This window comes from Pelagibacterium sp. 26DY04 (assembly GCF_031202305.1).
In the GTDB taxonomy this organism is placed as follows: Bacteria; Pseudomonadota; Alphaproteobacteria; order Rhizobiales; family Devosiaceae; genus Pelagibacterium.
Map to the genome: position 1 here is coordinate 2,454,273 of NZ_CP101731.1, position 15,869 is coordinate 2,470,141.

Sequence of the window (15,869 nt, forward strand, 5' to 3'; positions counted from 1 at the left end):
GGGGGCCGACGCAGGGGTTTGATACATGCAGCCACCGATCGGGGAAAGAGGCGCAGGCGAGAAAGAAAGTCGTTCAGCGCTTCGAGAAATGCTGAACGACTTCTAAGTGACGCAGAACAAGGTTCATTGAACCTTTGGACCGCTCTCCGTTTGATAGAGCCATTCGGTCCACATTCACCCTGACAGCCAACCCTTGCCCTGCCTTGAACCCGCCCCTCGGGATTCGCCTTAAAATCCGATCAATTGCCCGCTATTGGGGTGAGCCAGCGCTTTCACATGCTTGTCATGGAAGCAAAAGCAGCGCTTAGATCATACACTTCGGGCGCCACGCCAGCGGCGCCGCCCCTGACTAGAGGTCGCGATGTTCCGATCGTTTTTTCCCGAACCCAAAATCTTCTTTCCATCAGCCCTTCTTTGGGTGATCGCCTCCATGGCCATCTGGTTCCTGTTTGGCGGCGCGCTGCAATCGGTGCTTAGTCTAGGGCCATGGCTGGGCGTACCGGCTGCCGAAGGCCAACCTGCACCATTCTTTTCCTCCGATAAGGTCTGGCTTTACCAATATGTCCTGCTGACCGGCTACTCGTTCTGCGCCTTTTGGTATTTCTACAAGCGGCACTATTGGTACTGGTGGTCGGTTTTCGGTTCGGTGACCATTCTGCTGGCGACTTTCTTTTCGGTCCAGATCGACGCTTGGACCAATGAGTGGAACGGGGTGTTCTTCAACCTCATCCAGACCGCCCTGACCCAACCGGGGGCTGTTACTGTCGACCAGATCATGGAACAAGCGCTTATCTACGCCTTTGTCATGGCGCCATCGATCGTTCTACTTGTTTTGCTCGCCTTCGGCACATCGCACTACGTTTTCCGCTGGCGCCGCGCCATGACCTTTTATTTCATGAGCCAATGGGAGCGCTTACGCCATATCGAAGGCGCCTCGCAGCGTATTCAAGAAGACACGATGCGTCTGGCATCGGTTCTCGAGCGGCTTATGGTGTCCTTCTTTGACGCCATGCTCACGCTCGTTGTCTTCCTGCCGCTGCTCTACGGGCTTTCAGCCAACATCACCGAGGTTCCGATATTCGGCGAGGTCGATGGGGCTCTGGTTTGGGTCGCACTGGTCTCGGCCGCCTTCGGCACCGCGCTTCTGGCGATCGTTGGCTTCCGTCTCCCTGGCCTCGAGTTCCACAACCAGCGCGTCGAAGCGGCGCTTCGCAAGGAATTGGTCTACGGCGAAGATCATTCCGAACGAGCCCAGCCGCCCACCGTCAAGGAACTGTTCGCCGGAGTGCAGAAGAACTACTTCCGGCTCTACTGGCACTACACCTATTTTAACCTTGCCCGCTATTCCTATGGCAATGCCGCCAGCCTCGTGCCGATGCTGGTGATGGCTCCCTCAATCGTGGGCGGGGCCATGACGCTGGGCGTTTACCAACAGGTGGTTCTCGCCTTCAACCGTGTGGCGGCCTCGTTCCAGTTCTTCGCTTCGTCCTGGCCGACAGTGGTTGAACTGCTCTCCATTCATAAGCGCTTGAAGGCTTTCGAGAGCCATCTTCCACCCGACACACCGCTGATCGTGGATGCCGACATTCCCCAAAGCCCGCGTCCACATACCGAAATCGTTGCCTGAAACAAAAAAGGGCCGCCCAACCGGCGGCCCTTCTTCTTGAACTCTTGGCTTTCGCTTAGCGCGAATAGAATTCGACGACCAGGTTCGGTTCCATCTGAACCGGGTACGGCACATCGCCCAGGTTCGGGACGCGCACATAGGTCGCGGTCATCTTGGAGTGATCGGCGTCGACATAGTCCGGCACGTCACGCTCGGCGAGCTGGGTGGCTTCGAGCACGATGGTGAGCTGCTTGGAGCGCTCACGGATCGCAACGACGTCGCCCGGCTTGACGTTGTAGGACGGAATGTTGACGCGCTTGCCGTTGACGGTCACGTGGCCATGGTTCACGAACTGACGCGCGGCGAACACGGTGGGCACGAACTTGGCACGGTAGACGATGGCGTCCAGGCGGCTTTCGAGAATGCCGATGAGGTTCTCACCGGTATCGCCACGGCGACGGGCGGCTTCTTCGTAAACGCGGCGGAAGGCCTTTTCGGTGATCGAGCCGTAGTAGCCCTTCAGCTTCTGCTTGGCGCGGAGCTGAATGCCGTAATCCGAAAGCTTGCCCTTGCGGCGCTGGCCGTGCTGGCCGGGACCATAGGCGCGGGCGTTGAGCGGGCTCTTGGGACGACCCCAGATGTTTTCGCCAAGGCGGCGGTCGATCTTGTGCTTCTGCGTATGACGTTTCGACATCGCATGTCCTTTCTAATAACGATCAAAGACAGCGCCCTCCTCTGCTCCGCTTGTGAAGCGGAGCCGACAGACCGTGCGAAAAACGTAAAAGCTCTGGCTCAACCTTTTGGCCGAACCGGAAAATCGCAAACCGACGGTCCCGGGTGCTTCCTGATGGCTTAGCCGATCAGGATGGGCGGGTTCTATGGGTCAATTGCGGCAAAGTCAAGCGCAACCGGCTATTTGGCCCGTGCACGGGCCGCGCGCGCATCGATCTGGCTCTGTTTGCGCTCGCGCTGGAACACATAGAGCCCCGAAGCCAGGATCACTGCCGTCCCCACCCACGTCCATAGATCGGGGAAATCGCCGAAGAAGACATAGCCCACGATCGTTGCGCCGATGATCTCGATATATTGGAACGGCGCCAGAGTAGAGGCAGGGGTACGGCGAAAGGCTTCGGAAAAAAGGAAAAAGGTGAACGCTGAAAGCGTGCCCATGAACAAGAGCTGCCCCCAAGGCCCATCAGGATCAAAGCCGCCGGTAAGGCTGATGAGGTCGAATCGCCCCAGAGCCAGAAGGCCTCCGCCGATGGTCACCACCGCCACCAGCGCAAACCAGAATTGGATCGAAATCGCATCCATCACCGGCGATAACTTGCGGATAACGATCGCGTTGCCGGCAAACGCGGTCGCCGCCACCAGCGGCAGGATCGAACTCCAGCCGAAGATGTCCCAGCTTGGCCGAATGACGATTACCGCACCAACCAGCCCCACCCCAACCGCAATATAGCGGCGGCTGCCGGCCTTCTCGCCGAGAAAAAATCCCGAAAGCACGGTGAGGATCAAAGGCTCGACAAAGAAGATCGCAATGGCCGTCGCGATCGGCATCGTAACAAACGCCCCGATCAGCGCCGCCAGCGTCGCCGCCGAGGTGAGGCCGCCCAGGATCAGCAGATGCCAGGGCCCTCGCACCAGCCGCCGGCGCATAATCAGGATCACCATGCCCAGCACCAGCATCTGGAACAGAAAGCGCCAGAAGGCGATCTCGAATGGGTTGAGCAATCCGGTCAGGCTTTTCGAAAGCGCATCGCTGAGCGGCACCAGCAGCACCGCCACGATCATGAACGCCATGCCGCTTTCCGGTGTGCCGATGCTCGGGCTCGAAGCCGACGATGTGGGCGCTGCCATGGACGGACCTGGAGAGAAGGTTTGAGGCGGGGTGGAGCTGGTTCTCCTTGACCGCAGCCTATCGGCGGCAATGCGCCGCTGCAACCGTGCGGACTATTGTAGATCCGGTTCGTCGCTCGGCTGGTTACGCGTCGGATTGGCCCGTTCGTGCCGCCGATCCAGCGCCGCCACGATACCGCGCAGCGTCCGCACCTCCTGGGCATTGAACCCGGCGCGCGCGAACATCGAGCGGATATTGTTCATTACGCCCGGACGCTTATCCGGCGTCTTAAAGAAACCGGCCCGATCCAGCGCTTCACCCAATTGTTCGGTGAGGCCCACCAATTGTTCGCGCGGCGCGGGCTCGCCCTCTTCGCCGGCAAAGGGCAGCGGTTCATCGGAAAGGGCAGCCCGCCGCCATTCATAGGCAAGCACCAGCACGGCCTGGGCGATATTGAGCGATGCGAAAGCCGGTTCGACCGGCAGGGTAACGATGGCATCCGACAGTGCCACCTCGTCATTGTTGAGCCCCCAGCGCTCACGCCCGAACAGAATTCCCGCCTTGTGACCCGCCCCGATATGCGCCGACAGCCGGTTCGCCGCTTCGTCGGGCCCGATCACCGGCTTGAACATCTCCCGGCTGCGCGCCGTCGTGGCATAAACCAGATGCAGATCCGCCATCGCCTCGGCGAGGGTATCGAACACCTGCGTGCGCTCGATCACGTGATCGGCCTTGGATGCCGCGGCGACGGCTTTTTCATTGGGCCAGCCATCGCGCGGGTTGACCAGCCGCAGGTCCCAAAGCCCGAAATTGGCCATGGCCCGTGCCGCCGCGCCGATATTCTCGCCCAGTTGCGGTTCGACGAGAATGATCGCGGGTGTGGGGCGGAAAACGAATTCCCTGCTGGTGTCGGTACCGGCCATGATCCCATTCCAAATAGGTTTGCCGCCCGCTTACGCGCGACCCGCCGACAAATCAAGATTGCCTGCCGCCCCGTGCCGTGCCAGCCTCTCGCCATGACACGCCTATCGCTCGATGAAACCGCGACCTGTGCATGCGGCGCCGTGACCATGACCGTCGCCGGTCCAGTACTATCGATGCTCGTCTGTTCGTGCCGCGATTGCCGCAAAGCATCGGGCACCGGTCACTCGACGGTTGTACTGGTACCATCCGAAGCCGTGACGATCTCCGGCGAGGTGAAGGGCCACACCCGCATCGCAGCCTCGGGCTCCGAAATTACCCGCTCTTTCTGCCCCCATTGCGGCACTCCCCTCTTTGCACGCACCGCCCGTGCACCAAAGCTGATCCTGCTGCCCGCGGGACTTTTCGACGATCCCGCCTGGTTCGCGCCCACCCAGGCGATCTTTTCGCGCAGCCATCTCGATTGGGACGTGCTCGACCCGGCTTTGCCCCGCTACGACACCTATCGCGACGCCAACGGGTTTTGAAACCATGAGTGAAGCTTCCCATACCCTGGCTGACCGCATCCGCGAGCATTTCGCGCCCCTGCCGGGCCTCGCCGAAAAGAAGATGTTCGGCGGCAGCGCCTTCATGCTGGATGGCAACATGGTGGTCGCCGTGATGAAGGAGGGTGCGCTTCTCGCCCGCGTTGGCAAGGACGGCTATGACACCGCCCTCGCCCGCCCCGGCTGCACGCCGATGACCATGGGCGGAAAGACGATGTCGGGGTTTGTCGCCGTGGCTGCCGAGGTGATCGAGGACGACGCGGCGCTCATCGCCTGGCTCAACGAATGCCTCGCCTTCGCCTCCAGCCTGCCGCCCAAATAGACCTCTCGGACAGCTTTGCGCTTTGTTCGGCCAATGCTATAGGGGCGCGAGCGAAAAGCACCACCGAGGAGACGTTAATGAGCAAGATCAAAGTCGAAAACCCCGTCGTCGAACTCGACGGCGACGAGATGACAAGGATCATCTGGCAGGCCATCAAGGACAAGCTGATCCATCCCTATCTCGACATCGATCTTGAATATTACGATCTCTCGGTCGAAAACCGCGACGCCACCGACGATCAGGTGACCATCGATTCCGCCAACGCCATCAAAAAGCACGGCGTCGGCGTCAAATGCGCCACCATCACCCCCGATGAAGCCCGCGTCGAAGAGTTTGGGCTGAAGAAGATGTGGAAGTCCCCCAACGGGACCATTCGCAATATTCTTGGCGGCGTGATCTTCCGCGAACCCATCATCTGCAAGAACGTGCCCCGCCTCGTTCCCGGCTGGACCCAGCCGATCATCGTCGGCCGTCACGCCTTTGGCGACCAGTACCGCGCCACCGATTTCAAATTTCCCGGCAAGGGCAAGCTGACCATCAAGTTCGTGGGCGAGGACGGATCCGAGATCGAGCACGAAGTGTTCCAGGCCCCTGGTGCCGGCATCGCCATGGCCATGTACAATCTCGACGATTCCATCCGCGATTTCGCCCGCGCGTCGATGAACTACGCCCTCAATCGCGGCGTCCCCTGCTACCTCTCGACCAAGAACACCATCCTCAAGGTCTATGACGGGCGCTTCAAGGACATCTTCCAGGAGATCTACGACACCGAGTTCAAGGAGCAGTTCGAAGCCAAGAAGATCTGGTACGAACACCGCCTGATCGACGACATGGTTGCCGCCGCCCTCAAATGGTCAGGCGGATATGTCTGGGCCGCCAAGAACTATGATGGCGACGTGCAGTCCGATACCGTCGCGCAAGGGTTCGGCTCGCTTGGCCTGATGACTTCGGTGCTGATGACCCCTGATGGCAAGACCGTCGAGGCAGAAGCCGCGCATGGCACGGTGACCCGTCACTACCGCCAGCACCAGCAGGGCAAGGAAACCTCCACCAACTCCACCGCCTCGATCTTCGCATGGACCCGTGGCCTGGCGCACCGCGCCAAGCTCGATGGCAATGACGAACTCGCCAAATTCGCAGCAACGCTCGAGAAGGTGACCGTCGACACGATCGAAGAAGGCAAGATGACCAAGGACCTCGCCCTTCTCGTGGGTCCAGACCAGCCCTGGCTCTCCACCATGGGCTTCCTGGACGCCATCGACCAGAACCTGCAAAAGGCCATGGGCCAGTAGCGGTTCTCACCGGAAACCGAAAAGGCGGCGTCCTCCGGGACGCCGCCTTTTTCATGCCGTGTCCAGCCTGTTGCAGTTGCGCTTCACTGTCACATTTTCGTCGTTATTGGACGTCGCACGGATTGACCGCAGGCGCGAATACGGTGATCGTTGACGCAAACGTCAATAGCCCTCCTCAAAGGTGAGGCATGGCTGGCGACGCGAGCGCTGGAGGAGCGCTCCGAACACAATGGAGGAGGATAATCTATGAGGCTTAAGCGCACCCGCGTCTTCACCATTGCCGCATTGGCGGCAATGGTGACATCGTCGGCCCATGCCGGCGGTCTCGAAGCCAATGGCTACAACTGGGATCTGATCTTCGACCCGGCAACATATGCAGCCAAGGGCACGATCACCCATGTCAATATCGATCACGAAGTGAGCAATCCCAATCCCCTACCGCCATTGGGTTTCATGGTGCCCGGCACCGTGTCCTCATCGGCTAACCGCATTCATTACAACCTCGCGGTCAAAGCGGACTTCAACGAAGCGGCAAGCTGCATGATTTCCGCCCAGAACCCTTGGGGATCGGGCACCGATCGTGACATCACCTATGCAGCGCTTACCAGGCAGGCTGCAAGCGAGCGCGTCACCTCGTTCGACGCCGGCCTTACCTGTAGCTACGGCTTCGATGTTGGCGGCGGCGTCTTTAGCGTTCTCGGCGGCATTTCGGCTCAGACGCTGGGCTATGACGCTGACATTCCGATCAGTCTCACCGACACCTCCCCTCTCGATTTGGCAGGCTCAGGTGTCGGATTGCGCACCGGCATCGCCTATGAAATGGAGGAAATCGCCCTCCGCGTCAGCGCCATCTACAACGCACCCATCGACTATGATCTCGATGGATCGTTTTTCGGTGCTCCGGCCAGCGCAAGCGTGACCACACCGCAATCGCTCGAGATCAAGGCACAGACGGGCATCGCTCCCGGCTGGCTTGCTCTTGCGTCGGTCAAATGGGTGGATTGGTCTGTCCTTGACACGCTAGACGTCACTTCCGTTTCCCCCACGCCGATTTCGACGACCCTCAATTACCGCGATGGCTGGACCGTCACCGGCGGCGTGGGTCATGCGGTTACCGAAGATTTCACGGTGTTGGGAACCGTCACTTGGGATCGCGGCACGTCCAAGGTCAACGATGATGGCGTCCTTGAAAACGGCACGCTGACCGACCGGTGGGGCGTGACGCTGGGCGGCGCCTATACTTTCGCCGAAAGCATGGAGCTTTCCGGCGGCATATCCTATTCGACCCTTGCCGACGGCACCAACATGTTGGGCGAAAGCTGGGATCGCGGCAGCGTTCTGGCCATCAGCGCCAGTCTCAAAGCTTCGTTCTGATTCCTCCCGGAGCGAAGCGGAAATGACCCCTCTTTGGGGCATTTTCTTTTGTGCTCGTCGCTTCTCCTGACGGAACCTGACATCGCTGGCGGCTATTCCGGCGCTATAGGAACCAAGGAGAATCGCCTTGAACATCATTATCGGAGGAACGGGGCAAGTCGGCTCCGCAACCGCGCGAGCATTGCTGCGACATGGCGAGCCTGCCACCATCCTGTCGCGGAATGCCGCTCACGCAGCGGCGCTGAAAGCCGAAGGTGCGACTATCGTTGAGGCGGATATTCGCGACGTTGAACGGCTGCGTGATCTGTTCGCCGGCGCCACCCGCGCCTTTCTGCTCAACCCGCCTGCCGATCCGGCGACCGACACCGACGCCGAAGAACGCGCCAACATCGCCGCGATCGCCGAAGCGCTCCAAGGCGCCGCGCTTGAAAAGATCGTCCTCGCCTCCACTTATGGCGCTCGGCCCGGCGAGCGGTGCGGCGACCTCACGGTGCTCTATGAATTCGAGCAGCTCATCACAGCATTGCCTATTCCCGTCGCCATCAATCGTGGCGCGTATTACATGAGCAACTGGATCGGGATGCTCGATGCGGTGCGCGAGAGCAGAACGTTACCCAGCTTCTTTCCTGCCGATCTCGCCATTCCCATGGTTGCGCCGGACGATCTCGGCGCCGCTGCCGCGCGCCGCCTGCTGACCCCGGCAACAGACGTCGGCATCATCCATGTCGAAGGGCCCCAACGCTATACCTCGCGCGACGTCGCCGCCGCGTTCGCGGAAGTCCTCGGCATCACCGTCAACGTGGAGGAAATTCCACGAAAAAATTGGGAGCGGACCTTTCTGGGACTTGGCTTTTCTGAACCCGCGGCCAACTCTTACGCGTGCATGACGGCAACAGTAATCGATGAGGCGTCGGACCAGCCCACCGATTACGAGCGCGGGCCGACGAGGTTGCAGAAGTATATTTCTGCCCACTGCCAATCCCAGCGCACGCGATGATCCCCGCCCCGACGCTCACCCGCGTCTGTGCTACCGTTAGGCGGAGAGCTGCGCCTTGATCGCATCCACTGCGGCATGCGCCTGGGCACCATCGGGACCGCCGGCCTGGGCCATATCCGGCCGGCCGCCGCCGCCCTGCCCGCCCAGCGCGGCAGAACCCACGCGCACCAGATCAACGGCGCTGTAGCGCGCCACGAGGTCATCGCTTACCCCGACCGCTATACCCGCCTTGCCGTCTTCGGTGGTTCCTACGATCACGACGACACCTGACCCAAGCTGCTTTTTACCCTGATCGACGAGGCCGCGCAGATCCTTGGGTTGCAGCCCTTCGACCACGCGCCCCATGAAGGTCACGCCGTTGACGGTTTCGCCTGCCGCCCCGTTTGCAGCAGCGCCGCCGCCCATCGCCAGCTTCTGTCGCGTCTCGGCGAGTTGCCGCTCAAGCGCGCGACGCTCCTCGACCAGCGCCTCGACCCGCGCCGCCGCGTCGCGCGGCGAAACTTTGAGAGAGGCGGCGATTGCCTTAAGCTGATCGTCCTGGGCATTGAGGTAAGCGCGCGCGCCATCGGCAGTCAGTGCCTCGACACGCCGCACGCCGCCGGCAACCGAACTTTCGCCAACAATCTTGACCAGCCCGATATCGCCGGTGCGCCGCACATGCGTGCCGCCGCATAACTCCATCGAATACGTCTTGCCCGCTTTTGCGCCTTCAAGTGCCGTGCCCATGGACACGACACGCACCTCGTCGCCGTACTTTTCGCCGAACAGCGCCATCGCCCCGGCCTCGACGGCATCGTCTACCGCCATAAGGCGGGTCTCGACAGGTGCGTTCTGCAGCACGATCGCGTTGGCCAGGCGTTCGACCTCGGCGATTTCAGCCTCACTCATCGGCTTAGTGTGCGAAAAATCGAAACGCAGGCGATCGGGCGACACCAAGGACCCCTTTTGGGCGACATGTGTGCCCAGCACCTCGCGCAGCGCCTCGTGCAACAGATGCGTGGCCGAGTGGTTGGCACGGATGGATGAGCGCCGGCCATGATCGACCTTGAGCGTCAGGGCATCACCGACCGCCACGGATCCATTCTCGACTTTGACCCGATGAGCGAAAACCCCGCCAGCCTGCTTGGTGGTCTCGAGCACCGCGACACGTGCGCCGTCCTCGCTCTGCATCGCGCCGGTATCGCCGACCTGACCGCCGCTCTCCCCGTAGAACGGGGTCTGGTTGAGAACGATGAATCCTTCTTCACCGGCATTGAGCGTATCGACCCGCGAACCGTCCTTGACCAACGCTACAACCGCGCCGTCGCTTTCCTCGGTTTCGTAGCCGAGAAATTCGGTCGGCCCGGCTTTGTCGGCCACCGCAAACCAGACGGCGCTTGTCGCCGCATCTCCCGAACCCGACCAGCTCTTGCGCGCCTCTTCCTTCTGGCGGGCCATCGCCAGGTCGAATCCGGCCTGATCGACCGAAACGCCTCGCAGGCGCAGTGCGTCCTGGGTCAGATCGAGCGGGAAGCCATAGGTGTCATAGAGCTTGAACGCGGTATCGCCTGCAAGCGTATCGCCCTGGCTCAGCCCAGCGGTCTCTTCTTCCAGAATTTGAAGTCCGCGGCTCAAGGTTTTGAGGAAGCGCTCTTCTTCCAGCCGGATGGTCTCGGAGATCATCGCCTCACCCTGAACGAGGTCGGGATAGGCCTGTCCCATTTCACGCACTAGAGCGGGGACCAGTTTGTAGATCGTGGGATTGTTGGTGCCCAACAGAGTGGCGTGCCTCATGGCGCGGCGCATGATACGCCGCAGCACATAGCCGCGCCCTTCATTGGCCGGCAGGACGCCGTCGGCGATCAAGAACGACATGGACCGCAAATGGTCGGCGATCACGCGATAAGAGGCAACCGTCTCGGCGGTCGGCGCCTTGCCGACGGCGGACGCCGTCGCATCGATGACGTGCCGGAACATGTCGGTTTCAAAGACGCTTTCAACACCTTGCAGGATGGAGGCCATGCGCTCCAGTCCCATGCCCGTATCGATAGACGGGTTGGGCAGCGGCTCCTGGGTTCCGTCGCCGAACTGTTCGTACTGCATGAACACCAGGTTCCAGAACTCGAGGAACCGGTCGCCATCTTCTTCCGGGCTGCCCGGAGGACCGCCCCAGATGTGCTCGCCACGATCGATGAAGATTTCCGAGCAAGGACCGCACGGACCAGTGTCGCCCATCGTCCAGAAATTGTCCGATGTTGGAATGCGGATGATCTTGTCGTCGGAAAAGCCGGCAATCTTCTTCCAATATTCGGCTGCTTCGTCATCGGTATGATAGACGGTAACCAGCAGCTTGTCCTTGGGCAGGCCGAACTCCTTGGTCACAAGGTTCCAGGCCAGTTCGATCGCTTGTTCCTTGAAGTAATCTCCGAACGAGAAGTTGCCCAACATCTCGAAAAAGGTGAGATGCCGTGCAGTGAACCCTACATTGTCCAGGTCGTTGTGCTTGCCCCCGGCGCGCACGCACTTCTGCGAGGTGGTCGCACGGCTGTAGGGGCGTTTTTCAAGGCCCGTGAAGACGTTCTTGAACTGCACCATGCCGGCATTGGTGAACATCAGCGTCGGATCGTTGCGCGGCACCAGCGGGCTCGAGGCGACCTTCTCGTGACCATTCTTGGCAAAGAAGTCGAGGAAGGTCGAACGAATGTCGTTTACGCTTGTCATGATCGAGCCCGGAACCTGTCTGCGGCAGAACGCGCCACACCGAAATTATTGTTCTATGCGCGCCGGATAGAAGGAGTTTCGCCTCCGCCTGCCGGCCCGAAAACCTGAGCAAGCCTAATAACGCGTGCACTGGGCAAGCGCAATGCGAACAGGCGTCCACCCAAACAAGAAAAGGCGCCGGTCGCCCGGCGCCAAGGAGGTCATCGCTAAAGGTAGAGTCGGAACCACTCGATTTCAACCACTCGACGTTTCCGCTTCTTCACCGACATCAATCGTCGCTGTCGCCGCCATCCTCGCCGGCGGTAATCAGTTCCGCAGCCAAAAGGCCCGCACTCTCGCGCACCCCGTTCTCGATCTGGTTGGCGATCTCGGGATTGTCCTTGAGGAACTGGCGCGCATTCTCGCGCCCCTGCCCGAGCCTCTGGCTGTCATAGGAGAACCAGGCACCCGATTTTTCAACGATCCCGGTCTTGACCCCGAGGTCGAGCAACTCGCCGGTCTTGGAGATGCCTTCGCCATACATGATGTCGAACTCGACCTGACGGAACGGGGGAGCCAGCTTATTCTTGACCACCTTGACCCGGGTCTGGTTGCCCACGACCTCCTCACGATCCTTGATCGAACCGATACGGCGGATATCCAGGCGAACCGAGGAATAGAACTTGAGCGCATTCCCCCCGGTCGTGGTCTCTGGCGAACCGAACATCACGCCGATCTTCATGCGGATCTGGTTGATGAAGATCACCATCGCCTTCGACTTGGAAATCGAAGCGGTCAGCTTGCGCATCGCCTGGCTCATCAGGCGCGCCTGCAGCCCCGGCAGAGAATCGCCCATCTCGCCTTCAAGTTCGGCGCGCGGCGTGAGCGCGGCAACCGAGTCGACGACCAGAACGTCGATGGCGCCCGAGCGCACCAGCGTATCGGCGATTTCCAATGCCTGCTCGCCGGCATCAGGCTGGGAGATTAGGAGATCATCGACGTTGACGCCCAGCTTGCGCGCATAAACAGGATCAAGAGCATGTTCGGCGTCTACGAACGCGCAAATGCCGCCAGCCCGCTGCGCCTCGGCCACCACATGCAGCGCCAGGGTCGTTTTACCCGAGCTTTCCGGCCCGAACACTTCAACGATGCGCCCGCGCGGCAAACCACCGATGCCCAGCGCGATATCGAGCCCGAGCGAGCCGGTGGAGATCGATTCGACATTGACCGAGGTGTTCTCCCCCAGCCGCATGATCGAACCCTTGCCGAAATTGCGCTCGATCTGGCCCAGTGCCGCCTCGAGCGCCTTGTTCTTGTCCATCGAACCCCCGTCTACAACGCGAAGCTGTGAAACTGCCATTTCTCGCTCTCCTTATTCCACCAAAGCCCCGCCCGTGCAACGCGGCCGACATCGATTTCCCATGTCTGATTTGTTCCCATTTTGTTTCAGTTGTGTCAAGGGACAAAATAAGAACATTGTACCCTAGGGAACATCTCAGCCGTGTCGACGGTTTGCCTCGTCAAAGCCGTGGAAAGGATCGAGGATGAATATGGGAACTGCCATTGCATTGGGCATCGCCATCGGCGCTGCCATCGGCATAGCGCTCGACAATCTTGCCCTGGGTATCGGCATTGGCGTCGCCATCGGAGCCGGGCTCGGCGCGTCCTTCACGGCAACGAACGGGGAAGCCGACGAGCCTGAGGACAAATCCTAGTCGTCCCGGGACTCCCGCTTGCCTGAAAGCACTTCCTTGACCTTGGAATTGATCTGGTCAAGCGTATAGGGCTTGGGCAAGAACTCCACGCTCCTGTCGTCTTCCAGGCCCTGCCGCACGCTTTCCTCGGCATAGCCGGAAACAAAGATCACCTTGAGCTCCGGATAGCGCTTGCGCACCTCGGTAAGCAGCGTCGGCCCGTCCATTTCCGGCATCACCACGTCGGAAATGATGAGATCGAGTTCGCCATTGACTTCCTCGATCACCTCCAGGGCCTCCTCGCCCGATCCCGCTTCGAACACCTCATAGCCGGTCGTGGAAAGGGCCCTCGCCGAGAACATGCGCACACTTTCCTCGTCCTCGACCAACAAGATGCGTTCGTTACCGGTGAGATCCTTGACGGGCGCAGCCGCGGCCTTGGCCACTTCTTCCTTTTCGATCGGAATATGACGCGGCAGGAAGATGCGGAACGTCGTTCCGACCCCGACTTCGGATTCGGGATAGATATAGCCGCCGGTCTGCTTGATGATGCCATAGACCATCGAAAGGCCCAGCCCGGTGCCCTTGCCCAGTTCCTTGGTGGAAAAGAACGGCTCGAAGATCTTTTCCATGATTTCCGGCGTCATGCCCGTGCCGGTATCGGCCACTTCGATCAGCACGTAGTCTGCGGGTACAAAGCCCGGATAAGTCAGCGTCTCGGCCTCGGCCACATCCACATTGCGCGTTCTGAGGGTAATCTGTCCGCCCTCGGGCATTGCGTCGCGAGCGTTGACCGCAAGGTTGATGATCACTTGCTCGAGTTGAACGAGATCGGCGCGGATCGGCCAAACCTCACGCCCATGCTCGACATCAAGCGTCACCTTTTCGCCGATGAGCCGCTTCAACAGCACCGTGAGGTCGTCGATATGCTGGGGCACTTCGAGCACCTGCGGGCGTAATGTCTGCCGCCGCGAGAACGCGAGGAGCTGTCGCACCAGCCCAGCGGCGCGATTGGCGCTCTGTTTGATCGACATAATATCCGAGAACGACGGATCGGAGGGCTTGTGCTTCAAAAGCAACAGGTCCGAAAACCCAATGATGGCGGTCAAAACGTTGTTGAAATCATGCGCCACCCCGCCGGCAAGCTGGCCCACGGCCTGCATCTTCATGCCCTGCGCGAACTGCTCTTCAAGCTGACGCTGCTCGGTCATGTCGAGGGCATAAAGGATTGCCGCCTCGTCGCTCTCACCGCCCTGCTCGACCCCGGAAATGAACATGCGGACGCTGCGCGCCTTTTCGCCCGGAATGGTCGCATCCACGGGCGCGATTTCCGATTTATGCGCCCGCGCATCAGACAGTGCCGCCGCCAGCTTTTCGCGATTGTCCGTATCGATGAGGGTCGCGACTTCGAGCCCTTCGATGCCCCGCTCACCCGAAGTCAGGCCGAAAATTCGCGTGAACGGCGCGTTGGTGCGCACCACCCTGCCGCTGGCATCGAGCGCCGCGATGGCGATCGGGGTATTGTTGAAGAACCGCGAGAACCGCACTTCGGCCGCCCTCAACGCTTCCTCGCCATCCACCCCGCGTGAGCGGTCGAGCACCAGGGTGCGCGTTTCGCCCAACTCGCCTTCCGCCAGCCGCGCCGCGCGATGCAGCAGCCGCACGGGCAGATTTGTGCCGTCCTGGCGTACCAGATCGAGGTCGATGATCTCGGTCCTCACCGCCCCGTCCTGCCCGCCGCCCATCAGCAGGCCGGCGCCGTCTCCGTGGACGATCTCTCCCAAATCGAGATCGCCGGCTTCGAAAGCGGCAAGGTCATAGCCCAGCCAGTCGGCAAGGGTCGAGTTAATGTACTGAATGCGTCCGCGTGCATTGGCCGAAAAGAACCCGGCCGGAGCATGATCGAGATAGTCGATCGCCTTTTGCAGCTCGACGTAGAAATTCTCCTGCGCCTCGCGATCGCGGGTGACGTCCTCGACGGTCCAGATCACCGATTTCCCTGGCGCCCCATCGTAGTCGGGCAGCGCCCGGACCGTCACCCGAAACCAGTGCGCCGCAGATTGCCCGCGCGCGATGCGGATGTCCTCGACGATCGATCGCCCATCCCGCGCCGCGCGCGACAGGCGGTAAACCGCTTCACTCGCCTCGGGTTGGCTGGCGAAAAGCCGCGGTACGCCCACCGGAATGCCCTTGGAAATTCCCTTCGAGAACTCCGAATATTGGGCATTGGCGTAAAATATCTTGCCCTCTCTGTCGGTTACGACCGCCCCGTAGGGCAGGCTGTCGACTATGGCTCGTGCCAGGGTACGTTTTTCGGTGCCGCCCACGAACCGGAACAGCCCGGCCGCCAGTGCGAACAGCGAGAAGACGCCGATCACCGCGAGAATGCCGAGCAATAGCACGATCATCTCGGGCGAGATGGTTTCTCCCATAAAGGAAAACGCCACAGCGATCGCAATGAAACACAGTGAAAGGATGACCACACGCCAAAAGGCCGCGTTCGAGGATGGCCGCGCCACCACGGGCTCGGGATAGCTGTCCTCGTCCATCCGGGCCATCGCCATCTCTTCTGTTCCTCGTCTCAAACGCTCACCCGGCG

The 15,869-nt window shown here is 60.8% G+C and carries 13 protein-coding genes; 7 read left to right on the forward strand and 6 right to left on the reverse strand.

What is annotated here, in order from left to right; translation table 11 throughout:
- Nucleotides 1–361: 361 nt before the first annotated feature.
- Complete coding sequence (gene sbmA / locus NO932_RS12215; protein ID WP_309207598.1) at nt 362–1,627, forward strand: peptide antibiotic transporter SbmA; 1,266 nt, start codon at nt 362–364, stop codon at nt 1,625–1,627.
- Between the two features lie 55 nt (nt 1,628–1,682).
- Here the strand turns inward: sbmA and rpsD are convergent, their stop codons facing one another.
- The 3 genes from rpsD to NO932_RS12230 form a co-directional block, all read right to left on the reverse strand.
- On the reverse strand, nt 1,683–2,300 hold the full coding sequence (gene rpsD, locus NO932_RS12220; protein WP_309160711.1) for a 30S ribosomal protein S4: 618 nt from the start codon (nt 2,298–2,300) through the stop codon (nt 1,683–1,685).
- A 218-nt stretch (nt 2,301–2,518) separates the two neighbouring features.
- Nucleotides 2,519–3,409 carry a DMT family transporter gene (locus NO932_RS12225; protein ID WP_309207599.1) on the reverse strand — a complete coding sequence of 297 codons (891 nt, stop codon included), beginning with the start codon at nt 3,407–3,409 and terminating at the stop codon, nt 2,519–2,521.
- Between the two features lie 150 nt (nt 3,410–3,559).
- Nucleotides 3,560–4,369 carry an RNA methyltransferase gene (locus NO932_RS12230; protein WP_309160709.1) on the reverse strand — a complete coding sequence of 270 codons (810 nt, stop codon included), beginning with the start codon at nt 4,367–4,369 and terminating at the stop codon, nt 3,560–3,562.
- 93 nt (nt 4,370–4,462) lie between these two features.
- Here NO932_RS12230 and NO932_RS12235 point away from each other — a divergent pair, with 93 nt between their 5' ends.
- The 5 genes from NO932_RS12235 to NO932_RS12255 all read left to right on the forward strand — a co-directional run bounded on the left by NO932_RS12235 (nt 4,463) and on the right by NO932_RS12255 (nt 8,897).
- Nucleotides 4,463–4,894 carry a GFA family protein gene (locus NO932_RS12235; RefSeq protein ID WP_309207600.1) on the forward strand — a complete coding sequence of 144 codons (432 nt, stop codon included), beginning with the start codon at nt 4,463–4,465 and terminating at the stop codon, nt 4,892–4,894.
- Between the two features lie 4 nt (nt 4,895–4,898).
- Nucleotides 4,899–5,234 carry a TfoX/Sxy family protein gene (locus NO932_RS12240; RefSeq protein ID WP_309207601.1) on the forward strand — a complete coding sequence of 112 codons (336 nt, stop codon included), beginning with the start codon at nt 4,899–4,901 and terminating at the stop codon, nt 5,232–5,234.
- A 77-nt stretch (nt 5,235–5,311) separates the two neighbouring features.
- Nucleotides 5,312–6,526: an NADP-dependent isocitrate dehydrogenase gene (locus NO932_RS12245; RefSeq protein ID WP_309160706.1), complete on the forward strand. Its 1,215-nt coding sequence runs from the start codon at nt 5,312–5,314 to the stop codon at nt 6,524–6,526.
- A 246-nt stretch (nt 6,527–6,772) separates the two neighbouring features.
- A complete protein-coding gene (locus tag NO932_RS12250; RefSeq protein ID WP_309207603.1) occupies nt 6,773–7,900 on the forward strand; it encodes an outer membrane protein transport protein in 1,128 nt (375 codons plus the stop codon).
- A gap of 127 nt (nt 7,901–8,027) precedes the next feature.
- Nucleotides 8,028–8,897 (forward strand): NmrA family NAD(P)-binding protein, encoded by an 870-nt coding sequence (locus NO932_RS12255; RefSeq protein WP_309207604.1) that lies wholly within the window; start codon nt 8,028–8,030, stop codon nt 8,895–8,897.
- Between the two features lie 36 nt (nt 8,898–8,933).
- On the opposite strand, the gene alaS is transcribed toward NO932_RS12255, so the two are convergent.
- Nucleotides 8,934–11,597 carry an alanine--tRNA ligase gene (alaS, locus tag NO932_RS12260; RefSeq protein ID WP_309207605.1) on the reverse strand — a complete coding sequence of 888 codons (2,664 nt, stop codon included), beginning with the start codon at nt 11,595–11,597 and terminating at the stop codon, nt 8,934–8,936.
- A gap of 268 nt (nt 11,598–11,865) precedes the next feature.
- On the reverse strand, nt 11,866–12,936 hold the full coding sequence (recA, locus tag NO932_RS12265) for a recombinase RecA (protein ID WP_309207606.1): 1,071 nt from the start codon (nt 12,934–12,936) through the stop codon (nt 11,866–11,868).
- A 184-nt stretch (nt 12,937–13,120) separates the two neighbouring features.
- On the opposite strand from recA, the gene NO932_RS12270 reads away from it, so the two are divergent.
- Complete coding sequence (locus NO932_RS12270; protein WP_309211104.1) at nt 13,121–13,291, forward strand: hypothetical protein; 171 nt, start codon at nt 13,121–13,123, stop codon at nt 13,289–13,291.
- Here the strand turns inward: NO932_RS12270 and cckA are convergent.
- A complete protein-coding gene (gene cckA / locus NO932_RS12275; protein WP_309207607.1) occupies nt 13,288–15,834 on the reverse strand; it encodes a cell cycle histidine kinase CckA in 2,547 nt (848 codons plus the stop codon). The two genes, NO932_RS12270 and cckA, sit on opposite strands and share 4 nt — an antisense overlap.
- Nucleotides 15,835–15,869 lie beyond the last annotated feature (35 nt).